Here is a 23904-nt window from a genome sequence, read left to right on the forward strand (position 1 = left end):
TGAGTAGTGAAAAAGAATGGCAGACAATGAATAAATACTTATGGGCTTTTATATACCTAGCAACACTGCTGTGGTCAGCTATTGCCCCTAAAGATTACCTTACTTGGTTTCTTGAAGTGCTACCAGCGGTGATAGGTGCGGTAATATTATTCACCTACTACTCTTTTCGGTTAACACCTTTACTTTATGTTTTAATATTACTGCATTGTGTTATTTTGATGATTGGTGGTCACTATACTTATGCAGAAGTGCCATTATTTGACACGATTAAAGATATTTTTAATTTAGATCGTAATAACTACGACAAAGTAGGGCACTTTGCACAGGGATTTGTACCAGCAATTCTTGCCCGTGAGATATTAATCCGGAAACAGGTGGTGAATGGTAAAACGTGGCTTAATACTTTTATAATCTCTATCTGCTTAGCATTTAGTGCCTTTTATGAGTTAATCGAGTGGTGGGTTGCTATTTTAAGCGGAGAAAATGCTGAAGCATTCTTAGGTACGCAAGGTTATATTTGGGATACACAATCAGATATGGCTATAGCATTAGTAGGTGCCATTTGTGCGATAGTTTTCCTTGCTAAGTATCACGATAAGCAATTGAATTCAGCCATCTCGTAGGTCACTACCGGTATCATTCCTTTGGTGGCTATTTTCTCATTGCGTGTGTCACCATTTCTTTCACTCTGTAGGTATCTTAATGAGGAATTCCAAGGGTGTGGTTGAATAAAATGAGAGATTCTGAATCAAGTTCGGAATGGCGACAAATCGCCGTCATTCCGTAGGTGTCTTGATACGGAATCCCATCCGTGTGGTTGAATAGCTCAGGATGCTACCTTAAACAAAACTCAGTTTAAGCGCATCAGGAATCTCAAATTTCTTTTGAATTGGTTGCCCTTGTTCAGTAGAAAATGGACAAATAAAAGATAAACTTACCGCACATAGTTGCAAGTTCTTTGTTGAATCACTATTCGCAATACCATGTAATCTATCACCTACAACAGGAAAGCCAATACTGGCGGCATGAATACGTATTTGATGTTTTCTCCCTGTATCTATTTTGACACTAATAAGCGACTGATCATGAGTTCTATCATAAGCTAAGCAAGTAAAAATGCTGCGAGCGGCTTTCTCGTCTACTTCGCTAGATATAATTTGTGGCTGCGGGTTAGTGCTATGGTTGCCGTGTACAATAATTTGGTAATTTTTGGCGAGTAAATTACCGGTAGTAGAACGACTTTCAAACATATTAGTTAATGCTCTTGCCGCTTTTTTACTGTGTGCAATGAGTATTAATCCCGTGGCGGCTTTATCTAAACGATGAACAATGAAAACAGGTCGTTCAGGTGTTAAATGTTGTTGAGCAAACCTCGCAATAGTACAATGGTCACTCCACTTAGAGCCTTGCGACAACATGCCAAAAGGTTTGTACCACACGCTATATTTACCCTCATCACTAATTAGCCTTGCATCAGTTACCTCACTGGCAAGTACGGCTTCATTATAGTAGAAGTGTAACTTATCTGTAGGTAATAGCGCTTTTTTTACACGTCTTAACCGTTGCGTGTGTTTACCGCGCGTTAGCCATAAAGCACCTTTACTGATCGCTTGCTTAATTTGACTTGTGCTAAGGGCATACTCTGTTTCTTTCAAGCTGGCGCAGAGTACAGCTAAAGCGGTATTACTTATATCATTAAGTGTTGGGTCAAATGTTATATGGTGTTCGAAGATAAGAGTCATAGATGTTAAAAAGGTGGAAAAGATATAAAGCTTAGTTTAACACTTTTACGCGCTAAACGTTATCAGGTAAGATAGACGTTTATATAGATGTTAAAGAGTGTAATATGAGTCGTGATTTAAGCCTTTTCCCCCAAGACAATATTGGTAATTTCCTGTGGGAGCTTGAGCAAAGTGGTGGTGATCTAGAAGTTCCAAGAGAAGTCGAATTCTCAGTATTATTTCCATCGCAGACGTTAGCGTTACAATTTGGTCAATTATTACTTGAGAATAATCAAAAGTTATCTTTTACACCTTTTGAAGATGATGAAGCCTATCCTTGGGAAATAACAGCTTACCCAGAAATGCCGTTAAGTCATGAGAATATTAGTGCTTATCAAGAGTTATTAGAAGCGAGTTGTGCGCCTTTAAACGGCAAGTTTGATGGCTTTTACTGTGTTTAGCTTTTCATATAAAAGAAGAAAGAATAATGATAGATATTGAAAAGTTTGCAGCATTACAAAAAGCGAGTAAAGACTCATTTGCCAAACAAAAACAAATGATGAAAAAAGTTATGGCAGGACAAACTGTTATTTGCCCTGAATGTCAGCAACCACTGCTACTTTCTACTCCAAAGCAAGCTAAGTCAGATAAGAGTAAGCAGGAAAAACTCACTACTGACAGTAGTATTATTCCTGGTATTCGTTGTAAAAAAGGCTGTACTGATCTGCAGTTAGATTTTGCTTAGCTAATGCTAAATAGTTAACTGGCATAGTCAATTCATGAGACTCCGTATTCGGTGAACAACGGAATCTCATGGTTTTTACTTGTAAGATAGGCTTTACTTGTAAAAATTGACTTTTACATACGGTCCATTACTTCAATACCTAGAATGTCTAAGCCTTGTTTTAATGTATCTGAAACTACTTGGCATAATGCTAAACGTGATGTTTTTACGTCATCACTAATGTCTTCTTTAAGAATAGGGCAGGCTTCATAAAAAGTCATATACAGGCTAGCTAATTCGTAAAGGTAATTACATAATAAGTTCGGTGTACATTCACTAATTACTGCATCAATCGTGTCTTCAAGTTGTAATATCTTTAAGGCAAGCGCCTTTTCTTGTGGCTCAATAATATTAATCGTTACATCATTTTTTAATGTACTAGGCTTAATACCCGCTTTAGAAAAAATACTTTGAATTCGTGAGTAAGCATATTGTAAATAAGGTGCTGTTGCACCTTCAAAGCTCAACATAGTTTTCCAGTTGAAGATGTAATCACTGGTACGGTTTTTAGATAAGTCAGCAAATTTAACAGCGCCTATACCTACTTTCTTAGAGATTAGCGCTAAATCATCGTCGCTAATTTCAGGGTTTTTCTCTTTAATTAAAGCGCTTGCACGAACAACCGCTTCATCAAGTAATTCAGCTAGCTTAATTGTGCCACCGGTACGTGTTTTAAATGGTTTTCCATCATCCCCCATCATCATACCAAACGGACAATGCTGATAGCCGACATTTTCAGGTAAGAAGCCAGCTTTACGAGCAACAATTTCAACTTGTTTAAAATGCAGTGCTTGGCGAGCATCCGTAAATATGATGATACGATCAGCAGCTAACTTACCGCTACGGTAACGACAGGCTGATAAATCGGTAGTTGCATACAAGAAGCCACCACCAGATTTCTGTACTATAAATACTGATGGCTCACCGTCTTTATTTGCCATTTCATCAATGAAAACAACTTTAGCGCCTTGATCTTCAACAGCAATTTTTTTTGCCATTAACTCATCGATAACGGTAGATAAGTCATCGTTATAAGCACTTTCACCCATAATGTCAGAACGTTTTAATGAGACATTAAGCTTTTCGTAAATCTCTTCACTGTGGGTAATAGAAATATCAATAAACTGTTGCCATAATTTAGCACAGGCTTCATCACCACTTTGTAATTTAACTACGTCAGCACGAGCTCTATCGGCAAAGCCTTCCTCGTTGTCAAAGCGAATTTTTGCTTCGCGATAAAAATTTTCTAAATCAGCAAGTGCTGTTTCAGCAACTTCATTACCTGCCAGTTTATCGCTTAAATGAGCGATTAACATGCCAAATTGCGTGCCCCAATCACCCATGTGGTTTTGGCGAATAACCTTGTCACCACGAAATTCTAAAGCACGTACAACTGCGTCACCAATAATAGTTGAACGTAAATGACCAACATGCATTTCTTTAGCTAGGTTAGGTGCGGAGTAATCAACAACCACTGTTTTCGCGTCATCATTAGCGTTAACACCACGTTGTGTCACGCCGGTAAAGTCATCTTTAGCGACTTGGTTTAGTTGAGCTGTTAACCAAGCTTCATCTAAATGAATATTAATAAAGCCTGGGCCTGCCAGCTCAACTTTGCTTGCGATACCAGATAAATCTAATTGCTCAACAACGTTAGTCGCTAATTCACGTGGATTAGTTTTAAGTTTTTTCGCTGCACCCATCACACCATTGGCTTGATAGTCACCAAATTGTGGACGGTTTGACAAACTAATAGCGGGGTTAGTGTCTTCAGGTAAACCAGCAGCAACCATAGCGGCACTAACTTTTTCGGCAAGTATTTGTTTAATATTCATATTGTTTAATCTTTTCGTTTATTTTATTCGTTTGCCAATAGTAGTTCACGTATTTTGCAAACTAAATTGGATTTTAGTAAAGCCGTTAAGCAATTTTATCAGGGAGCATAGGCTCCTATGTGACTAGATAAAATTACGCCGACAATACCGCAAAAAATTTATTTAGGAAGCAAAATTAGTGTTCACGGGTTGAATGGAACGCTATTTCTGGATGACGCTCTTGCGCTAGAGACAAATTAACCATCGTTGGTGCAATATACGTTAAGTTATCACCTCCATCTAATGCTAAGTTATCCCCCGCTTTCTTCTTAAACTGCTCTAGAGTACGTTCATCATCACAAGTACACCAACGTGCTGTTGCTACGCTAATTGGTTCATAAATCGCATCAACCTTATATTCAGTTCTTAAGCGTTGCACAACCACTTCAAACTGAAGAACACCAACAGCGCCAACAATCATGTCGTTGTTAATAAATGGTCTAAATACTTGAACGGCACCTTCTTCAGATAACTGAATTAAGCCTTTTTGTAATTGTTTGGCTTTAAGCGGATCACGTAAACGAATACGACGGAACATTTCAGGTGCAAAGTTAGGAATACCACTAAACTTCATATCTTCACCAGCAGTAAAACTATCGCCAATTTGAATGCTACCGTGGTTATGTAGCCCAATAATATCGCCGGCGTAAGCCTCTTCAACATTTGAACGATCGCCTGCCATAAAGGTTACCGCGTCAGCAATTTTAACATCTTTACCTAAGCGAACTTGTTTCATTTTCATGCCTTTTTCATATTTGCCTGAACAAATACGCATGAAAGCAATACGGTCACGATGTTTAGGGTCCATATTGGCTTGAATTTTAAATACAAAGCCAGAAAATTTTTCTTCTTCCGCATGAACAGTACGAACATTTGTTTCACGAGGAAGTGGCTTAGGTGCCCATTTTGTTAAGCCTTCAAGCATATGGTCAACGCCAAAGTTACCTAAAGCTGTACCAAAAAATACCGGTGTTAATTCACCTTTTAAAAATTCTTCTAAATTAAACTCGTGTGATGCACCTTGCACAAGTTCTAATTCATCTCGTAAATCTTCTGCATAACTACCAACAGCTGCATCAAGCTCTGGGTTGTCTAAACCTTTAATAATGCGAACATCTTGAATCATATGACCTAAGCCAGACTGATATAAAAAAGTTTCGTTAGTGATTAAGTTATAAACACCTTTAAACTCTTTACCCATACCTATTGGCCAGGTGATAGGAGCACATTTAATTTTTAGTACATCTTCCACTTCATCCATCACTTCCATTGGATCACGTACATCGCGATCCATTTTGTTCATGAAAGTAATAATAGGTGTATCGCGTAAACGAGTAACTTCCATTAATTTAATGGTACGTGCTTCAACACCTTTAGCTACATCAATAACCATCAAACATGAATCAACCGCTGTTAAAGTACGGTAAGTATCTTCAGAAAAATCTTCATGACCTGGCGTATCAAGCAAGTTAACTAAACAATTATTGTAAGGAAATTGCATTACTGAAGTAGTAATTGAAATACCACGATCTTTTTCCATTTCCATCCAATCAGATTTTGCATGTTGACCTGATTTCTTGCCTTTTACCGTACCGGCTTTTTGTAGGGCTTGACCAAATAAAAGTACTTTTTCAGTTATAGTCGTTTTACCCGCATCAGGATGCGAAATAATAGCAAAGGTTCTGCGGATATTTACCGCTGCTGCCTGTAAAGTGTCGGTTGTCATTAATACTGCCTTGGTAAACACAAAGGTACTCAACATGAAAACCCTTATATTTTAAGGATAATCATAATTGAAAAAAAATTTGGCGCATTATAGCACAAAAAAAAAAGCCGCATTAAGCGACTTTTTATTTTTGTGCAGATTAACTTATTTTTGTGTTAGGTAATGCTAAATAATTTTCTTATATGGCATAACTGTATAGCTAGAGCTTAAGCGACATAACAATAGCGTCTTCATAGCCAAAGCCTTTACTACTTGGATAATAACCAGTTCGACGGCTTATCTCGATAAAGCCAGCATTCATATATAGCATTTGCGCACTTATATTTTTTGCTCGTACTTCTAACCAAATTTTAATAGCACCTTTTGCTTTTGCTTGCTCAATAAAGTGATGTAATAGTTTTTTGCCATAGCCTTTACTTTGCTCTGTTGGATCAACACATATATCCATTAAAGTTGCTTCATCAACTACAAATTCACCAACATAAAAGCCAATGATTTTTTCTGTTGTCTCCGCAAGCTTTTCACCAAAGTATCGTCCACCAATACAACTTGAAAAAGTTTTTTCAGTCCATGGGTGAGAATGACAAGTATTTTCTATCGGCATTAACTGAGATATATCGTCAGTTGTTATCGGGGTATATTTCAATAAATTACTCATGGTTTTAATCGTTGGCTCTTAATTTAGTACTGCTTATTTTCAGTTAATAACGTTAAGTACTCTTTTGAAGTCTTAGTTTTTATTATTAGTGGTTCAAAGTAGTTTTTGGGTAATGGTTTGCCATAATTGTTTTTTTAATGTTGGAGATTGACTGATCTTTGCAATACTTGGGCTAAATAAATTATTGTTATCACAATAAATGGCTATTTCATTATTCTCTGTTGAATTGAAATACCAATTAAATAAGCCTAAGTCGAGGTGATTTTTTTTATAACTAACTTCACCAATAGAGATATCGACAGATTGTAATATATCGATAAAAACTTGTTTAGTTAATAAATCAGATAATGTCATTTCTGTTTGTGCTAGATAATCTATTGCCGCCTTTCCGTTATCTTTATTTGATGAGTTATGGTTACCTGCCACAATCTTATGCTGCCACAAGCTAATGCCCATTTCAGTAAGTTGCTCGAATTGTCTTTGGTTAATAGCCATAAAAGGTACTCATAAAAAGGCTTTAGTTCTATCTGTATAAATTAGAACGTATAAGTTAGAAAGTATCAATTTGAAAATGATACTAGGGCACATGATGCCAGAATTAGTAAAAACTAAAAAGTAAACTTTACTAAAGAATAGCCAACCTTAAACTATATGGTCTGAAAATTGTGCAGGGTGATTGCTATAAATAAGGTCTAATCAAAGAATATTGATTGTGAGGGGAGATTCTTCGAATGTTTACCCTAAGCAATAAAAAATAAAGAAGAAGAAACGAAAAAGGCCTAGAATAAATTCTAGGCCTTAAGAATATGGCAGGGGTGGAGAGACTCGAACTCCCAACCATCGGTTTTGGAGACCGCTGTTCTACCAATTGGAACTACACCCCTGCAACGGATTTGAATTATACTGATGAACAGCAAAAGGTAAAGAATAAATTGTTATAAAATTGAATTATTTGTCTGTTCGGTTATTTAACCGCCATAATTTGTTGTATTTACGACTAACTATGATTCATTTGGAATAACCTTAGTCGCTAAATTGAGTGACAGCAGTCTAAGTGAAAACCTGAATTTGGCTCATTAGTTTGTTAATGAGCTTGAAAATAGCTAATTAAAGAAAATAATAAGCTAAATGTTAAGTAGAACATTTAGCTTAGGAGCGAGTTTCATTTTCTATTTAAGTCACAGGTTGCTTGTTCATCGACTTTCTCATTTCACAAAACCTGAATTTATCGGGATAAGGATAAACATCAACATAAAGACCTTTTGCTACATTTTTCTGACACTCTTGCCAGTAACTTGCCGTTAGTAAATCTTCATGGTGAATTTTAAATGCTTTCAGGTATTTAGGGTTTGCCAAGGCAAATGTTGCTATTTCTTCAGGGAACATATCGCCAGGTGCAACAGAATACCAAGGTTCAGCGGCATATATTTGCTCTTCAGTAACCGCAACAGGTTTTACTCTGAAGTTAACTTCATTCATATAGGTAATTTCATCATAATCATAAAATATCACACGATTATGTCGAGTCACGCCAAAGTTTTTTAGCAACATATCACCAGGGAATATATTAGCCGAAATAAGTTGCTTAATGGCTTGACCATAACCGTAGAGTGCTTCCTCTAACTCTTCATCATTCGCTTTTGCTAAATAAAGGTTTAGCGGCACCATTCGGCGTTCTATATATAAATGCTCAATAATCAGTAAATCATCCTCATAGCGAATTAGGGAGGGAGCAACTTTGTGAAGTTCTTCTAATAATTCATCGTTAAATCGATCTTTAGGAAAGGCAACTTCGGAATATTCCATGGTATCCGCCATACGTCCTACGCGATCATGAAGTTTAACTAAACGGTACTTTCCTTTTACATCAGCGCGAGTCATATTCTTACTTGGGGAAAATTTATCTTTAATTATTTTAAAAACATAAGGGTATGACGGCAACGTGAATACCGACATCACCATGCCTTTTATGCCAGGCGCTAAGGTTAACTTATCATCACTGTTATCAAGATGATTTAAAAAATCTCGGTAAAATTGTGTTTTTCCTTCTTTATGAAAACCAATAGCAGAATATAAGTCAGCTTTTGTTTTATGTGGAATTAAACTCTTTAAGAAATTTACTAATGCATAAGGATGTATACAATCAACAAAAAAGTAAGCACGAGCAAAACCGAATACTACCGCCATATCTTCACTTTTAGTTAGTAACGCATCAATGTACAAACCGCCTTTTTCATTATTTAAAACAGCAACAATAAAAGGTGTTTCACCGGCAGGTGATAAAACTCTACCAATTAAGTAAGCACCTTTATTGCGGTAAAAAGTGAAGTTTAAAATATCAAATTGTAAATCTTTAACCTTCGCAAGTGTTTTGTGTGCTTTGCGGCGAAAGGCACGAATTAATACTTCTACATCACCCTCAAGATCAACAAAAGGCACTGTGCTTTTGTGCGCGTTCATAATATCGCAAATGGTTTGATTTAAACCTTTTTCAGCTGGTTTGTAACTAGTGTAAATTTTAGGGGTTGGTCTATCATCTAAACGATGAGCGGTACTCTCTACAAAAATATAATCATTGTGATAATACTTACGTTCAAATAAACGGCAAAATACTGAATTATAAAATGTTTCAGCAAGTTCCGGTTGGTTATGAACAGCTAATAAGTCGATATATTCTTTTTTAACTTGTAACCATAGTTCGTCATCAAGCGACGTAATTGAAAAATCTTTTTTAAGTGTATTAAAAGACTCTTCTACTCGTTGTTCATAAAAAGTAGTTCTTGCTTTCGCAGCCTTTTGAATTTCTGCCCATTGACACTGCTGAAAACGTTGTTGTGCTGATTTCGTAATTTCAATAAACAGGTGTATATGTCGGTCAAATCCGTTAATTATATGTTTCGCTATTGTAGAAGCAAGGTTAGTCATAATCAGGCACAAATATTGAGAAAAGATAATAAAAGCATACTCGAAAATAAGTAATTAAACAGACTCTTTTAGTAAAATATTCAACATAATTCATAGTTATATTGATATGTATTAATGTAACAGAGCTTAAACTAGCATTTGTAAAGGGAAAAACATTATTTAACTTGCTATCAAAGGCGGGGATCTCTAAAATTACGCGCTTCATATTTCTCTTTATTTTCAGCAAGGTTTTCTTAACTATTTACTATGCGTGTATCTGACTTTTCTTTTGATTTACCCTCCGAGTTAATTGCTCGTTTTCCTATGGCAGAACGCACAGGAAGTCGTTTAATGACGCTTAACGGCAATAGTGGCGCAATCGCTGATCTTGGTTTTAAAGACATATTGGCACAATTAACCGCAGGTGATTTATTAGTGTTTAATAATACCCGCGTTATTCCAGCACGTATGTTTGGACAAAAAGCCAGTGGTGGTAAGATTGAAGTTTTGGTTGAAAGACTCATTGATAAAAGTACGGTATTGGCGCATATACGTGCGAGTAAATCACCTAAAATAGGTGCTGAGCTTATACTTGAAGGAAAGGCGGAAGCAACGATGGTTGCTCGCCATGGTGCTTTATTTGAGCTGAAATTTAAAGGTGATAAATCAATACTTTCTATTTTGGATGATATTGGCCATATGCCGTTACCGCCATACATAGATAGACCAGATGAAAATAGTGATCGTGAACGCTATCAAACTGTATACAATGAAAAGCCTGGTGCTGTAGCTGCACCGACCGCAGGGTTACATTTCGACGATGCCTTACTTGAGCAAATTAAAGCTAAAGGTGTTGAACTTGCGTTTGTTACTTTGCATGTAGGCGCAGGCACATTCCAGCCAGTAAAAGTTGATGAAATTGCAGACCACATTATGCATGCCGAATATGTTGAAGTGCCAGATGAAGTTGTTAGTCAAATAAATAAAACTAAAGCTGCTGGTGGCAGAGTTGTTGCTGTTGGTACGACCTCTGTGCGTTCATTAGAAAGTGCGGCAAAATCAGCACAAGAAAAAGGAACTGAGTTAACGGCTTTTTATGGTGATACTGATATTTTCATTACACCAGGGTATGAATTTCAGTTAGTTGATGCATTATTAACTAATTTTCATTTATCTGAATCAACTTTATTAATGCTAGTGAGCGCTTTTGCAGGTTATGATCATATTATGAATGCATATCAACATGCGATTAGTGAAAAATACCGTTTCTTTAGTTATGGTGATGCTATGTTTCTTACAAAACAAGAACTTGCTAAAAATAGTTAACAACACTATCACTAACGGAACAATAATTAATGTTTAGCCGTACAAGGTAGACACTTTGAATAAGAACCATCAGCCTGTTTCGCTGATAGGTAGGAATAATTATTTATGACACAACGAATGAAGTATGAATTATTAAACACTGACGGCAAGGCTCGTCGTGGTCGCTTAACCTTTGAGCGTGGCATAGTAGAAACACCTGCTTTTATGCCTGTTGGTACATACGGTACTGTAAAAGGCATGAAAACTGAAGAAGTTGAAGCAACGGGTGCCCATATTATCTTAGGTAATACTTTCCACTTAATGTTACGTCCAGGTACAGATATTATCGAGCAGCATGGTGGTTTACATGGCTTTATGAATTGGGATAAGCCAATTTTAACTGATTCAGGTGGTTTTCAAGTTTTTAGTTTAGGTAAAATGCGTAAAATTACCGAAGAAGGGGTACGTTTTAGTTCACCTGTAAACGGCGAGAAAATTATGTTAACGCCTGAGCGTTCAATGGAAGTGCAACGTAGTTTAAATTCAGATGTTGTTATGATCTTTGACGAATGTACGCCATATCCTGCAACACATAAAGAATCTAAAGATTCAATGGAACTATCACTTCGTTGGGCACAACGTTCAAAAGATGCACATGGTGACAGCCCTAATGCATTATTTGGTATTGTACAAGGCGGCATGTACGAAGACTTACGCGAAGTATCAATTAACGGTCTAAAAGCTATTGAGTTTGACGGCTATGCAATCGGTGGGTTATCAGTAGGTGAACCAAAAGAAGATATGATCAGAATATTAGATCATACTGCCCCCTTGATTCCTAAAAATAAGCCCCGATACTTGATGGGTGTTGGTAAACCTGAAGATTTAGTTGAGGGTGTGCGTCGCGGTATTGATATGTTTGATTGTGTGATGCCAACACGAAATGCACGTAATGGACATTTATTTGTTAATACAGGGGTGGTAAAAATTCGTAATGCTACAAATAAAACCGACACTGGACCATTAGATCCAACCTGTGACTGTTATACCTGTAAAAATTACTCACGAGCCTATTTACATCATTTAGATAAGTGTAAAGAAATTTTAGGCTCGCAACTAAATACATTACATAACTTACACTTTTATCAAAAAGTCATGCAAGGTTTGCGTGATGCGATAGAGCAAGGTAAATTAGACGACTTTGTTGAAGAGTTTTACTCACTTAGAGGTTTGCCTGTACCACCTTTAGCCGAAGGTAGTAAACAAATTTAAAATTCAGATATGAATGTTTACAATATAAATGTTTAGAATATATATATTAAGAGCACATCATATAGTAGAAAAAAACGACGAATAATCGTCAAATGTGAAATAACCTAGTCGCTTAGCATTACTTGAAAAGCAACTAACTAATTATAAAAAAGTAAGAGGATATTATGAGTTTATTTATAAGTACAGCCCACGCCGCAGGCGCTCCAGCATCAACCGGTGGTGGTATGGAAATGATGATAATGTTAGCGGTATTTGGTTTAGTATTTTTCTTTATGATTTATCGTCCACAAGCTAAACGTGTTAAAGAACATAAAAACTTAATGTCAGCTTTATCGAAAGGTGATGAAGTTTTAACGCAAGGCGGCATCGTTGGTAAAATAACTAAAGTATCTGACGAAAAAGACTTTATCGTTGTAAGCATCGCTGAAGGTACAGAAGTAACAGTACAAAAAGGCGCTGTTAATGCAGTACTTCCTAAAGGCACAATGAAATCTTTATAGTATTCACCTCTTTGCTATTTAACTTGAATTGAGATTATTTAACATTGTAGCAGGAAGGAAATACTTATTGGTATTAGTCAATTTAGTATTTCCTTTTAGTGACATTACTAACTGAATAGATGTTTAAATATGAGATCACAAGTTTAACACTAACGGCAGGTAGGTCGTTGATATATAGTGAATAGTTGATGCATTAACGAAAGCTATAAAGAGAAAAGTTGAAATAAAGAAAACTAATAGCTGTTTCGTTTATGTTTCATTCAAATAATTAGATTAACTTAATTATTATAAGAATAAAACATGAACACAATAAATAGAAAAAGGAAGAATTGTGTTAAATAAATACCCTTTATGGAAAACACTAATGGTAGCGTTAATCGTTGCTTTAGGTGCGCTCTATGCCACACCTAACTTATATGGTGAAGATCCAGCCGTACAAGTTTCTGGTTTACGTGGTGTTGAAGCAAACGTTACCACCCTTGATACAATTAAAGGGCACTTAACTGACAACAATATTGAATACGCTAGTGTTGCCTTAGAAAACGGCCAAGTATTAACACGTTTTAAAAATACCGAAGACCAATTAAAAGCACGTGATGTGTTAGATGATAGTCTAGGAAACGAATATTCAGTAGCCCTAAACTTAACACCGGCAACGCCTGATTGGCTGGCAAGCATTGGTGGCACACCAATGAAACTAGGTTTAGATTTGAGTGGTGGTGTTAGCTTCTTAATGGAAGTTAATATGCAAGAAGCCATTAACAAAGTTAAAGAAGGTATGGTTGGTGATTTTCGTGGTGATTTACTTAACGAAAAAATTCGTTACCGCAGCGTAAAAGATGATGGCGACTTTATTACAGTTAAGTTCCGTAAAATAGAAGATCTAGAGCAAGGTTTATCGTTACTGAAAAGACGTTATAACGATTTATTATTCAACTCTGATGACGACACGTTAACGCTTACAGCACAAATGACTGAGGCAAAACTTAAAGAAATTCAAGAATATGCCCTTCAACAAAACATTACTATTATTCGTAACCGTGTGAACGAGTTAGGTGTTGCTGAGCCATTGGTTCAACGCCAAGGTAAAAAGCATATTGTTATTGAATTACCTGGCGTTCAAGATACCGCCAAAGCAAAAGAAATTCTAAATGCTACGGCAACAATAGAGTTTCGTTTAGTTGATACAGAAGGTGACTTATCTGCTGCATTAAATGGCAGAATTCCACCTAGCTCTATTTTACTAACAGATAAAGACGGTCAACCGACCTTATTGAAAAAGCGTATTATGTTAACCGGTGATCATATTACTGACGCTACTTCAGGTTTTGATGAGTACTCTCGTCCACAAGTTAATATTTCACTTGATAGTGCTGGCGGTAGTAAAATGTCTAACGGTACTAAAAGCAATATTGGCAAGCCTATGGCTACAGTATTTATTGAATATAAGCCAACAGAACGTCGTGATGCCGACGGAAATATTATTTTTGAAAAAGTTCAAGAAGTGATTTCAGTTGCTACTATCCAAGCACGTTTAGGTAAAACTTTTCGTATAACTGGATCTGGCTCACAAGCTGAAGCGCATAACTTAGCTTTATTATTACGTGCTGGTGCGTTAATTGCGCCAATTACCATCGTTGAAGAACGTACAGTTGGTCCAACATTAGGTGCTGAAAACGTTCAATTAGGTTTCCAAGCTATCTTACTAGGTTTTGGCTTAGTATTTGTATTTATGGCTATTTATTACCGTGCTTTTGGTTTAGTCGCTAACGTTGCATTACTTGCTAACTTAGTCTTAATTGTGGGCATAATGTCGTTAATTCCTGGAGCTACATTAACATTGCCTGGTATGGCGGGTATTGTACTAACAGTAGGTATGGCGGTAGATGCTAACGTACTCATATTTGAACGTATTCGTGAAGAAATACGTGAAGGCAAAACAATTCAACAAGCAATTCACCAAGGGTATGAAGCAGCGTTTTCAACCATTATTGATGCCAATATAACTACTTTAATTGCCGCATTAATATTATTTGCTGTTGGCACTGGGCCTGTTAAAGGCTTCGCAGTTACCTTATCAATAGGTATTATTACTTCAATGTTTACATCGGTTATTGCTTCACGAACCGTAGTAAATTCTATTTGGGGTGGAAAACGCCTTGAAAAGTTATCGATATAGTCAGACGGGAATTTAAATATAATGCAAATTTTACAGTTAAAAGAAACCGTCAGCTTTATGAAGTATCGCAAATTTGCGATGGTTTTTAGTGCTTTATTAATGATGGCTGCAGCCTATTCATTAGCGGTTAATAAGTTAAACTTTGGTTTAGACTTCACTGGTGGTACGTTAATTGAAGTTGGTTTTGAAGAAGCTGCCGACTTACAAAAACTACGTCAACTTATGGAAGACAATAATCATGAAGATGCCAAGGTGCAATTTTATGGTAGTAGTCGTGATGTTGTTATTCGTTTAGGTCTACGTGATGACGTGAAAGCGGAAATGCTGGGTAATGAAATACTGGCTATTCTTGAAGAAGGTACACATCAAAAAGTAGATATGCGCCGTATTGAGTTTGTTGGTGCTAGTGTTGGTGATGAATTAGCAGAGCAGGGTGGCTTAGCCATGCTAACAGCGCTTATTTGTATTTTAGTATATGTTGCTTTTCGTTTTGAATGGCGCTTTGCGGTTGGCTCTGTAGTTGCTTTGTTTCATGATGTTTTATTAACACTTGGACTATTCTCTTTCTTAAAGTTAGAATTTGATTTAACCGTACTTGCAGCAATATTAGCCGTTATTGGTTATTCACTTAATGATACTATTGTTGTGTCAGATCGAATTCGAGAGAATTTTAGAAAAATACGTGATACTTCACCAGAAGAAATAATTAATATGTCACTGACTCAAACGTTGAGCAGAACAATTATTACGTCAATAACAACGTTATTAGTATTAGCTGCATTGTTCTGGAAAGGTGGGGCATTAATTCACGGCTTTGCAACGGCTTTACTATTTGGTGTGTTTGTAGGTACTTACTCTTCAATTTATGTAGCCTCTTTAGTTGCATTAGGTTTGGGGATTTCAAGAGAAGATCTAATACCAGAAGTTATTGAAAAAGAAGGTGAAGATCAAGAAGAAATGATGCCATAAGCTAGTCTTATTTTACGGGCTATCCAATATCTTGGTTAACCTACTCAATAAAAAAAACCGAACAACTTTGTTGCTCGGTTTTTTTTATACGCCAACAGCGATTTTTTATGAGTAAAAGGGGTAAAGTTTTGCACTACAGACACGCATACTGTATGCTGCACCGTTCTAATGTCCCCATTGGTATAATTAGCAGGTTGTCTTATACCATTAGGTATTAATCGCTGATATCGCTGCTCGTATTCCAGAACATCACCCAAGAGATTATTTATGAGCACCATTGCCACTAATACAATTAAATTTACTGACTTAGGCTTATCTGAGCCATTACTTAAAGCCGTACGTGACCAAGGTTACGACACACCATCACCAATACAAGCACAGGCTATTCCTGCAGTACTTGCTGGTAGAGATGTAATGGCAGCCGCACAAACAGGCACAGGTAAAACAGCAGGCTTTACCTTACCTTTATTAGAAAAGTTATCCAAAGGTGGTACTGCAAAAAGTCGAGTGCAATCAAATAATGTTAGAGCCTTAGTTTTAACGCCAACTAGAGAACTAGCAGCACAAGTTAGTGACAGTATTGCAACCTACGGCAAATATTTAGATCTTCATTCAACTGTTGTTTTTGGTGGCGTTAAAATTAATCCACAAATGATGCGACTTAGGCAAGGGGTTGATGTATTAGTTGCGACTCCTGGTCGTTTGATGGATTTATATAATCAAAATGCAGTTAAATTCTCTCAATTAGAAGTATTTATTTTAGATGAAGCTGACCGTATGTTAGACATGGGCTTCATTCGTGATATTAAAAAAATTATTTCTGTTCTACCTAAGCAGCGTCAAAATTTGCTTTTCTCAGCTACATTTTCAGCTGATATTCGTGCTTTAGCTAAAGGATTAGTACATAACCCATTAGAAATTTCTGTTAATGCTGAAAATTCAACTGCAGAAAAAGTGACGCAATGGCTAACACCGGTAGATAAAAAACGTAAACCAGCGCTATTAACACATTTAATTAAAGAAAATGAATGGCGACAAGTGCTTGTGTTTACCAAAACTAAACATGGTGCAAATAAACTCACGAAATATTTAGAAGCTGAGGGGTTAACCGCAGCGGCTATTCACGGTAATAAAAGCCAAGGTGCACGTACTAAAGCGTTAGCGTCTTTTAAAGACGGTACTGTACAGGTATTAGTTGCCACTGATATTGCCGCGCGTGGTATTGATATTGACTTGCTACCTAATGTAGTCAACTTTGATTTACCGAATGTACCGGAAGATTATGTTCATCGTATTGGACGTACCGCGCGTGCAGGTAACACAGGGCAAGCTGTATCACTTGTTTGTGCTGATGAATTGAGTTTACTATGGGATATTGAAAATGTTATTCAGCAACATATTGAACGTAAAATACTAGAGCAATTTATTCCTGTTAATGAGTTAGGTGAGTCTAGAGCAATTAGAGCATTAAAAGCGAAGAAGCCAAAGAAAGCAAAAGCGTTTAATGGTGAAAAGGTTGAACATAAAGCTGGTCAACGTTCTGGCAACAATGGTCAGAAAAGTGTTAACAATAAAAATAACAGTAATGCCCAGCAAAAGCCACGTAATGCTAAACCTGCGACAGCAAGTAAAAGAAGAAACAACAACACATAAACCACTACAGAGTACTTAAGTACGTTTAAAAATGCCTATATCGAATAGGTTGTAGGAACAATTTAATCGTACTTAAGTTTTATTAGTCACATTCAAGTTTAGCTAAATAATAGCGGCTAAGGTATCTCTTGTTATCGCTCTTCGTTTATATTGTTAATGTACTTACGCGGGTGTTAAATAGCCTAAGTTTTTCAACTCTAGCTCAGCAAAGGTATCAACCACATCACCAATAACAATTAGGCTAGGTGGCTTGATGTTATGTAATATTACAAGCTCTTCTAACGTTGCTAAGTTACCTTTAATCACTTGTTGATATTGATGTGTGCCTTTTCTGATTAATGCTGCTGGTGTATTTTCACTACGGCCAGCCTCAATTAGCTGTTGGGTTATAATAGGTAAACTTTTTATCCCCATATAAAACACAACGGTTTGCTCAGGATCATTTAATGTCTTCCAAGGCAGGTCAAGTGCACCATTATCTTGCACATTACCGGTAATAAAGGTGCAGCTTCGAGCAACTTTTCGATGTGTTAATGGAATACCTGCATAGCTGGTACAGGCGGATGCGGCTGTCATTCCAGGAACGATATGACAAGCAATACCTCTATCTACTATAAATTTCGCTTCCTCACCGCCACGTCCAAACACAAAGGGATCACCACCTTTTAGTCGTAATACTTTCTTATTTAACTTGGCATTGTCTACTAGAATTTGATTAATAGTGTCTTGTGGAACACGATGGTCAGCCTGTTTTTTACCTACGTAGATTCTCTCGCAGCTAGCGGGCAATAGCGCCATTATCTCTTCACTTACCAAACGATCATAAATGACAACTTCTGCTTGTTGAATGAATCGAAAAGCTTGTAAGGTTAATAGATCAGGATCACCAGGGCCTGCGCCAACTAAAGCAACTTCGCCATGGGTGAAAAGTTGTTTGTGTGCTGGTGGTATATACTGCGGAAAAGATTTCATTATGGATCTGGCTGCTTTTAATAGTGGGGTTAATATTCGTAACTGTTTCAGTATTAGTTACTAGTTTTTACTTCTAATTAAGACGCTAACAGAAGATAATTTTTTAATTGTATTTATGTTTCATCTTTTATTAAAGCAAAAAAAGCGCCAATAGGCGCTTTTTAAAAATATAACTTATACGTTGTTGGTATTGTTAGCTGTGCTAGCCACTTACTTAGTTAAATAGTGACTTAGTTATGCAACTAACTACTTACTTAACGCTTCGCCTAAATGCGGACGAATATTTTGTAAAATTTCTTTTTGTAGTCTTGTACTACTTGCCACAATATTTCCAGATGAAGCATGGTTATGACCACCAACGAAATCTGTTACTAAACCACCGGCTTCGATAACAAGTAATTCACCCGCAGCAGTATCCCAAGGTTTTAAACCTATTTCGAAATAACCATCAACTCGACCCGCGGCAACATAGGCTAAGTCTAATGCTGCAGAGCCTGCACGGCGAAGATCGGATGATTTTTTAAATAAAGTAGTAAACATTGCCATATAGGCCGTTGTATGCTGCTTTTGTTTATGTGGGAAACCCGTCGCTATAATTGTGCCTGATAATTCTTTATGAGCTTTTACACGAATACGCATACCGTTTAATTGTGCGCCTTTACCACGGCTTGCAGAAAATACTTCACCACGAATAGGGTCAAATACTACGGCTTGATCAAGTTTTCCTTTTACTTTCAGTGCAATTGATACTGAAAAATGTGGAATGCCTTTAATAAAGTTTGTTGTGCCATCTAATGGATCAATAATCCATTGATAGTCATCGTCTGAGCCAGTTAATACGCCTGACTCTTCACCTATAATCGTGTGAGCAGGGTATGATTTACGAATAGTTTCAATGATTGCTTCTTCTGCTGCAAGATCAGCACTGGTCACAAAGTCGTTAGAACCTTTTGATTCAATTTCTACTTTATCAAGTTGCTCAAATGAGCGAATAATAACTTTTCCTGCATTGCGCGCAGCGCGCACGGCAATATTTAGCATGGGATGCATAATAATGTACCTATTTGTAAATGGCTTTTAAAAGAACGAGTCGCTTTGAAAGATAGAGAAAATATATTTTTATCTATCAGGGATAAGTCCCCTTATAATTTCAAGCGCGCGCAGTATAGCAAGTTCTAATCTTTTTAGCGAGGGGGGAACTTGAAATAAATAGTTTAATTTATAAGCTGTTTATGTTTGCTATGACTTTGTGTGAGCAGCTATATAGGAAAATAAACTATGTTAAGCGAATTTGATTTGTTGATTTTACGTGTTTTTTATTAGTCACAGCAGTATTCTTCTATGTTAGAATCACAGGCATAAAAACTGGGAGGCAATTACTTTATATATTTCTTTAATGTAGTGTAAAGCCAGCCAACAATGAAACAAAGTAAGAGCATAAAGTAACATGTCAGATTCAAAAAGTAATAGTTTATTAGATCAAGTGCGTATTGTCTTAGTAAATACGTCCGATTGCCGTAATATTGGTAGCGCTGCAAGAGCGATGAAAACAATGGGGTTAAGCCAGTTAATTTTGGTTGATCCAATAGAAATGCCTAATGGTCAAGCGCAAGCGTTAGCTGCTGGTGCCACTGATGTGTTAGCAAATGCCAAAGTTGTTAGTACTTTAAGTGAAGCAATTGAAGATTGTGGCTTGGTTGTTGGCACCAGTGCTCGTTCACGTACCTTACCTTGGCCTATGTTAGAGCCACGAGGTTGTGGTGAAAAACTAATTGCTGAAGCACATGAATATCCGGTTGCCTTAGTTTTTGGTAGAGAAAGCAGTGGATTGACTAATGACGAACTACAGCTGTGTCATTTTCATGTGCAAATCCCAGCTAATCCTGATTACAGTTCATTAAATTTAGCTATGGCAGTGCAAACCCTAAGCTATGAGGTTCGTACTAGTTATTTGTTGTCTATTGATAATGAACATCAAGAGCGTAGTACTGGTAATGGTAATTATATCGGTAAAAAAATAATTAATGCGAAAAGTGAAGACAATGAAGTGTATCCAGTAACGGAAGAAACTGAGCGCTTTTATCAGCATTTTGAGAATGCATTGTTAGGTACTGGTTTTATTGTTGAAAGTCACCCTGGTCTAGTGATGACTAAGTTAAGACGATTGTTTAACCGTGCTCGCCCAGACGTAAAAGAAATAAAAATGATGCGTGGTATTCTTGCTTCAGTTGAAAGAGCTTCTGCTAAGACTTCAATAGACAAAGCATCCGATCATAAAAGTGAAAAAAATTAATACTGTTCTGTAATTTTAATAAGAGAAATACTCTGTGAAAGCGCTCAGTAACTATTAAATTATGGTTAGTAGCCAGTCAGTAAGTTTAGTCAGTGAATGAAAGAAAGGAACCAATATGTTTAGCCGTATTAAAGAAGACATTAATAGTGTTTTCGACAGAGATCCTGCCGCCCGTACCAGCCTTGAAGTATTACTTAATTACCCCGGCTTACATGCTATTTGGATTCACCGATTAAGTCATAAACTATGGAAGGCTAATTGGAAGTTATTGGCACGTGTACTATCTACATTTTCTCGATGGTTAACGGGTGTTGAAATTCACCCAGGTGCAAAACTCGGTCGTCGCTTTTTTATTGATCACGGTATGGGCGTTGTTATTGGTGAAACCTCTGAAATTGGTGACGATGTTACCTTGTACCATGGCGTAACCTTAGGTGGTACTAGTTGGAACGCTGGAAAACGTCACCCTACGCTAGAAGACAACGTAGTTATTGGTGCTGGTGCTCAGGTGCTTGGTCCTATTACTATTGGTAAGGGCGGTAAAGTCGGCTCCAATTCTGTTGTTGTTAAAGATTTACCTGCAAATGCGACTGCCGTTGGTATTCCTGCACGTATTGTTAATGGCCGTACTAACTCGTTACTTGATAAAGAGTTGGGTGAAAAACTTGGTGCCAGTTTAGATAAAGAGTCGCGCGATAAAGCGGCGAAAAAATTCGGCTTCGATGCTTATGCCGTTTCTGCGGATAGTCCTGATCCTGTGGCTAAAGCAATAGGGCGCTTGTTAGATCATATGCATTTAATGGACGACCGTGTTTCAAAGGTTTGTAAAGAAGTGAATCAGTTAGGTGGTAATATTTGCCCGAACGATTTACCTGAGTTACGTGTTGGCGAATTTGTGGAAGATAAAAAAGCTGCGGCTAAACGCCGAGAAAGCAAAGTAGAAAGCTTTGATCCTGAAATTTAAACAGAAATGTAGCTTTAATAAATATAATTTAAATATAAGTTGTTGATTTTGTTTTAATTACTGTCTTTTTTGTTTTTGATTTTCTTACTATAAAAGTAATAGTTGATTAAAATAGTCAAGTATTACTTTTCCATTTAATGATCTTAGTGTAAAATACTTGACTAGATTACTCGGGTATATGTTTGACTATTTTGTAGGGTTATGTAAAATTGCGCTCAATTATCGCATTCAGTGCGTTATCGCAATGTTATGTACTATTAAAATAGCTGATTATATATGTCATCAAATATGTCACTAACGTGGATTAAATGGGCACATTATGAAATTAACTTCTAAAGGTCGTTATGCCGTAACTGCAATGCTTGATGTTACAATTCATGCAGTAAGTGGCCCGGTATCATTAGCTGATATTTCAGAGCGACAAGGCATTTCTTTATCGTATTTAGAGCAATTGTTTTCTAAATTACGTAAAAGCGGTTTAGTGATTAGCATCCGAGGCCCTGGTGGTGGTTATCGCTTAGGTCGATGTTCAGCACAAATTGCTATTGCTGATGTTATTAGCGCTGTTAATGAAAGCGTTGATGCGACAAAGTGCCAGGGCAAGGGTAACTGTCAAGGAGGAGAGCAATGTTTAACGCATTCTCTATGGCAAGGTTTGAGTCAGCGTATTGAAGAGTTTTTACAAAACATATCATTGGCTGAACTTATTACTAAAAATGATGTGAAAACTGTGTCACAACGCCAAAGTGATATGCATATATCTGGTAAAAAAGAGTCATCGTTAGAAACCATTATTCCTATTAATTTATAACGTATTAACTTTTACATTAATTTAGTGCTGTATTTAGAGCAATAGTTAGTTGATAAAGCGCTAAGTTAAATATTCGTACAAGTGGAGAGAGAGAGCCAATGAAGCTTCCTATTTATTTTGATTACTCAGCAACGACCCCTGTTGACAAACGTGTTGCTGAAAAAATGATGCAGTATATGACTACTGATGGTCATTTCGGAAACCCTGCATCCCGTTCACATAAGTTTGGCTGGCAAGCCGAAGAAGCAGTTGATGTTGCGCGTAACCAAATTGCTGAATTAATTAATGCTGATCCACGTGAAATTGTTTTTACTTCAGGTGCTACAGAGTCAGACAACCTTGCTATTAAAGGTGCTGCTAACTTTTATAGTAAAAAAGGTAAGCATGTTATTACGTGTAAAACAGAACATAAAGCTGTATTAGATCCATGTCGTGAATTAGAACGTCAAGGCTTTGAAGTTACGTATCTTGATCCTGAAGATAATGGCTTGATTGATTTGAAAAAACTTGAAGCAGCTATGCGCGAAGATACTGTTTTAGTTAGTATTATGCATGTAAATAATGAAATTGGTGTTATTCAAGATATTGGCGAAATCGGCGAAATGTGTCGTGCACGTAAAATTATTTTCCATGTTGATGCTGCACAAAGTGCTGGTAAAATTAATATTGATTTACAGCATCTAAAAGTAGATTTGTTATCAATTTCAGCTCACAAAATGTATGGTCCTAAAGGTATTGGCGCATTATATGTACGTCGTAAACCTCGTATTCGTCTTGAAGCACAAATGCACGGTGGTGGACATGAACGTGGTATGCGTTCTGGTACATTAGCGACTCACCAAATTGTTGGTATGGGTGAAGCTTGCCGTATAGCAAAAGAAGAAATGGCACAAGATCTTGCACATGCAACTGCTATGCGCGATCGTTTATGGGCTGGTTTAAACCAAATGGAACAAGTGTTTGTTAACGGCGACTTTGACAAACGTTATCCTGGTAATTTAAATGTAAGCTTCAACTTTGTTGAAGGTGAATCATTAATTATGGCGTTAAAAGACTTAGCTGTATCATCAGGCAGTGCCTGTACTTCTGCAAGTTTAGAGCCTTCTTACGTGTTAAGAGCGCTTGGTTTAAATGATGAAATGGCACATAGCTCAATTCGTTTTAGCTTTGGTCGTTTTACTACAAGTGAAGAAGTTGATTATGCAATCGACTTAATACAGAAATCTATTGGTCACTTACGTGATATGTCACCGCTTTGGGAAATGTTCAAAGACGGTATTGATTTAGACTCAATTGAATGGGCAGCTCACTAATTTTAA

Annotated in this window: 21 protein-coding genes and 1 tRNA gene; 13 read left to right on the plus strand and 9 right to left on the minus strand. The window is 36.9% G+C overall.

What is annotated here, in order from left to right; all coding sequences use genetic code 11:
* Window positions 1–26 precede the first annotated feature (26 nt).
* Complete coding sequence (locus Q4496_RS05680) at window positions 27–623, plus strand: DUF2238 domain-containing protein (RefSeq protein WP_303610114.1); 597 nt, start codon at window positions 27–29, stop codon at window positions 621–623.
* 216 nt (window positions 624–839) lie between these two features.
* Here the strand turns inward: Q4496_RS05680 and Q4496_RS05685 are convergent, their stop codons facing one another.
* A complete protein-coding gene (locus Q4496_RS05685) occupies window positions 840–1742 on the minus strand; it encodes an RluA family pseudouridine synthase (protein WP_215974437.1) in 903 nt (300 codons plus the stop codon).
* Window positions 1743–1846: 104 nt separating this feature from the next.
* Here Q4496_RS05685 and Q4496_RS05690 point away from each other — a divergent pair, with 104 nt between their 5' ends.
* Both Q4496_RS05690 and Q4496_RS05695 read left to right on the plus strand, forming a co-directional pair.
* Window positions 1847–2182, plus strand: a complete 336-nt coding sequence (locus tag Q4496_RS05690; RefSeq protein ID WP_215974436.1) for a ribonuclease E inhibitor RraB — start codon at window positions 1847–1849, stop codon at window positions 2180–2182.
* Between the two features lie 26 nt (window positions 2183–2208).
* Window positions 2209–2466, plus strand: coding sequence for a hypothetical protein (locus Q4496_RS05695; protein WP_252727680.1), 258 nt, complete (start codon window positions 2209–2211; stop codon window positions 2464–2466).
* A gap of 113 nt (window positions 2467–2579) precedes the next feature.
* Here the strand turns inward: Q4496_RS05695 and argS are convergent, their stop codons facing one another.
* From argS to aceK, 6 genes are all read right to left on the minus strand, one after another.
* Window positions 2580–4340: an arginine--tRNA ligase gene (argS, locus tag Q4496_RS05700; protein ID WP_303610044.1), complete on the minus strand. Its 1761-nt coding sequence runs from the start codon at window positions 4338–4340 to the stop codon at window positions 2580–2582.
* Between the two features lie 175 nt (window positions 4341–4515).
* Entirely contained in the window at window positions 4516–6105 is a 1590-nt protein-coding gene (gene prfC / locus Q4496_RS05705) for a peptide chain release factor 3 (protein ID WP_215974464.1), read from the minus strand.
* A gap of 199 nt (window positions 6106–6304) precedes the next feature.
* A complete protein-coding gene (gene rimI, locus Q4496_RS05710) occupies window positions 6305–6763 on the minus strand; it encodes a ribosomal protein S18-alanine N-acetyltransferase (protein WP_252727678.1) in 459 nt (152 codons plus the stop codon).
* Window positions 6764–6856: 93 nt separating this feature from the next.
* A complete protein-coding gene (locus Q4496_RS05715; RefSeq protein ID WP_215974434.1) occupies window positions 6857–7258 on the minus strand; it encodes a DNA polymerase III subunit psi in 402 nt (133 codons plus the stop codon).
* Between the two features lie 312 nt (window positions 7259–7570).
* Window positions 7571–7647: transfer RNA gene (locus Q4496_RS05720), tRNA-Trp, on the minus strand.
* A 289-nt stretch (window positions 7648–7936) separates the two neighbouring features.
* Window positions 7937–9688 carry a bifunctional isocitrate dehydrogenase kinase/phosphatase gene (gene aceK, locus Q4496_RS05725; RefSeq protein WP_215974433.1) on the minus strand — a complete coding sequence of 584 codons (1752 nt, stop codon included), beginning with the start codon at window positions 9686–9688 and terminating at the stop codon, window positions 7937–7939.
* Between the two features lie 246 nt (window positions 9689–9934).
* On the opposite strand from aceK, the gene queA reads away from it, so the two are divergent.
* From queA to Q4496_RS05755, 6 genes are all read left to right on the plus strand, one after another.
* Window positions 9935–10993: a tRNA preQ1(34) S-adenosylmethionine ribosyltransferase-isomerase QueA gene (queA, locus tag Q4496_RS05730; RefSeq protein WP_215974432.1), complete on the plus strand. Its 1059-nt coding sequence runs from the start codon at window positions 9935–9937 to the stop codon at window positions 10991–10993.
* 117 nt (window positions 10994–11110) lie between these two features.
* Window positions 11111–12244, plus strand: coding sequence for a tRNA guanosine(34) transglycosylase Tgt (gene tgt / locus Q4496_RS05735; protein WP_215974462.1), 1134 nt, complete (start codon window positions 11111–11113; stop codon window positions 12242–12244).
* A gap of 164 nt (window positions 12245–12408) precedes the next feature.
* Window positions 12409–12744 (plus strand): preprotein translocase subunit YajC, encoded by a 336-nt coding sequence (gene yajC / locus Q4496_RS05740; RefSeq protein WP_215974431.1) that lies wholly within the window; start codon window positions 12409–12411, stop codon window positions 12742–12744.
* A gap of 331 nt (window positions 12745–13075) precedes the next feature.
* On the plus strand, window positions 13076–14923 hold the full coding sequence (gene secD, locus Q4496_RS05745) for a protein translocase subunit SecD (protein WP_215974430.1): 1848 nt from the start codon (window positions 13076–13078) through the stop codon (window positions 14921–14923).
* Window positions 14924–14944: 21 nt separating this feature from the next.
* Window positions 14945–15892, plus strand: a complete 948-nt coding sequence (secF, locus tag Q4496_RS05750) for a protein translocase subunit SecF (protein WP_215974429.1) — start codon at window positions 14945–14947, stop codon at window positions 15890–15892.
* A 267-nt stretch (window positions 15893–16159) separates the two neighbouring features.
* Window positions 16160–17545 carry a DEAD/DEAH box helicase gene (locus Q4496_RS05755; RefSeq protein WP_252727676.1) on the plus strand — a complete coding sequence of 462 codons (1386 nt, stop codon included), beginning with the start codon at window positions 16160–16162 and terminating at the stop codon, window positions 17543–17545.
* Window positions 17546–17707: 162 nt separating this feature from the next.
* On the opposite strand, the gene cobA is transcribed toward Q4496_RS05755, so the two are convergent.
* A complete protein-coding gene (gene cobA / locus Q4496_RS05760; protein WP_303610045.1) occupies window positions 17708–18517 on the minus strand; it encodes a uroporphyrinogen-III C-methyltransferase in 810 nt (269 codons plus the stop codon).
* A gap of 246 nt (window positions 18518–18763) precedes the next feature.
* A complete protein-coding gene (gene suhB, locus Q4496_RS05765) occupies window positions 18764–19567 on the minus strand; it encodes an inositol-1-monophosphatase (RefSeq protein WP_215974427.1) in 804 nt (267 codons plus the stop codon).
* A 397-nt stretch (window positions 19568–19964) separates the two neighbouring features.
* Between suhB and trmJ the strand changes: the two genes are divergently transcribed.
* From trmJ to Q4496_RS05785, 4 genes are all read left to right on the plus strand, one after another.
* Window positions 19965–20810: a tRNA (cytosine(32)/uridine(32)-2'-O)-methyltransferase TrmJ gene (trmJ, locus tag Q4496_RS05770; RefSeq protein WP_215974426.1), complete on the plus strand. Its 846-nt coding sequence runs from the start codon at window positions 19965–19967 to the stop codon at window positions 20808–20810.
* Between the two features lie 115 nt (window positions 20811–20925).
* Window positions 20926–21774 (plus strand): serine O-acetyltransferase, encoded by an 849-nt coding sequence (gene cysE / locus Q4496_RS05775; RefSeq protein WP_215974425.1) that lies wholly within the window; start codon window positions 20926–20928, stop codon window positions 21772–21774.
* Between the two features lie 319 nt (window positions 21775–22093).
* The gene (gene iscR, locus Q4496_RS05780; protein WP_215974424.1) at window positions 22094–22585 is read left to right on the plus strand and encodes a Fe-S cluster assembly transcriptional regulator IscR; all 492 of its coding nucleotides are present in this window, start codon (window positions 22094–22096) and stop codon (window positions 22583–22585) included.
* Window positions 22586–22683: 98 nt separating this feature from the next.
* Window positions 22684–23898, plus strand: a complete 1215-nt coding sequence (locus tag Q4496_RS05785) for an IscS subfamily cysteine desulfurase (protein WP_215974423.1) — start codon at window positions 22684–22686, stop codon at window positions 23896–23898.
* The last annotated feature ends 6 nt before the right edge of the window (window positions 23899–23904 follow it).

Source organism: Colwellia sp. 5_MG-2023, assembly GCF_030547795.1.
Taxonomy (GTDB): Bacteria; Pseudomonadota; Gammaproteobacteria; order Enterobacterales; family Alteromonadaceae; genus Colwellia.

What these genes read in the sequence shown, in the direction of transcription:
- Q4496_RS05755 (WP_252727676.1), top strand. Translation starts at nt 16,160, where the DNA reads ATGAGCACCATTGCCACTAATACAATTAAATTTACTGACTTAGGCTTA.
- Q4496_RS05690 (WP_215974436.1), top strand. Translation starts at nt 1,847, where the DNA reads ATGAGTCGTGATTTAAGCCTTTTCCCCCAAGACAATATTGGTAATTTC.
- cobA (WP_303610045.1), bottom strand. Translation starts at nt 18,517, where the DNA reads ATGAAATCTTTTCCGCAGTATATACCACCAGCACACAAACAACTTTTC.
- secF (WP_215974429.1), top strand. Translation starts at nt 14,945, where the DNA reads ATGCAAATTTTACAGTTAAAAGAAACCGTCAGCTTTATGAAGTATCGC.
- prfC (WP_215974464.1), bottom strand. Translation starts at nt 6,105, where the DNA reads ATGACAACCGACACTTTACAGGCAGCAGCGGTAAATATCCGCAGAACC.
- argS (WP_303610044.1), bottom strand. Translation starts at nt 4,340, where the DNA reads ATGAATATTAAACAAATACTTGCCGAAAAAGTTAGTGCCGCTATGGTT.
- Q4496_RS05680 (WP_303610114.1), top strand. Translation starts at nt 27, where the DNA reads ATGAATAAATACTTATGGGCTTTTATATACCTAGCAACACTGCTGTGG.
- suhB (WP_215974427.1), bottom strand. Translation starts at nt 19,567, where the DNA reads ATGCATCCCATGCTAAATATTGCCGTGCGCGCTGCGCGCAATGCAGGA.
- Q4496_RS05785 (WP_215974423.1), top strand. Translation starts at nt 22,684, where the DNA reads ATGAAGCTTCCTATTTATTTTGATTACTCAGCAACGACCCCTGTTGAC.
- Q4496_RS05685 (WP_215974437.1), bottom strand. Translation starts at nt 1,742, where the DNA reads ATGACTCTTATCTTCGAACACCATATAACATTTGACCCAACACTTAAT.
- trmJ (WP_215974426.1), top strand. Translation starts at nt 19,965, where the DNA reads ATGTCAGATTCAAAAAGTAATAGTTTATTAGATCAAGTGCGTATTGTC.
- tgt (WP_215974462.1), top strand. Translation starts at nt 11,111, where the DNA reads ATGAAGTATGAATTATTAAACACTGACGGCAAGGCTCGTCGTGGTCGC.
- queA (WP_215974432.1), top strand. Translation starts at nt 9,935, where the DNA reads ATGCGTGTATCTGACTTTTCTTTTGATTTACCCTCCGAGTTAATTGCT.
- cysE (WP_215974425.1), top strand. Translation starts at nt 20,926, where the DNA reads ATGTTTAGCCGTATTAAAGAAGACATTAATAGTGTTTTCGACAGAGAT.
- iscR (WP_215974424.1), top strand. Translation starts at nt 22,094, where the DNA reads ATGAAATTAACTTCTAAAGGTCGTTATGCCGTAACTGCAATGCTTGAT.
- rimI (WP_252727678.1), bottom strand. Translation starts at nt 6,763, where the DNA reads ATGAGTAATTTATTGAAATATACCCCGATAACAACTGACGATATATCT.
- aceK (WP_215974433.1), bottom strand. Translation starts at nt 9,688, where the DNA reads ATGACTAACCTTGCTTCTACAATAGCGAAACATATAATTAACGGATTT.
- yajC (WP_215974431.1), top strand. Translation starts at nt 12,409, where the DNA reads ATGAGTTTATTTATAAGTACAGCCCACGCCGCAGGCGCTCCAGCATCA.
- Q4496_RS05695 (WP_252727680.1), top strand. Translation starts at nt 2,209, where the DNA reads ATGATAGATATTGAAAAGTTTGCAGCATTACAAAAAGCGAGTAAAGAC.
- Q4496_RS05715 (WP_215974434.1), bottom strand. Translation starts at nt 7,258, where the DNA reads ATGGCTATTAACCAAAGACAATTCGAGCAACTTACTGAAATGGGCATT.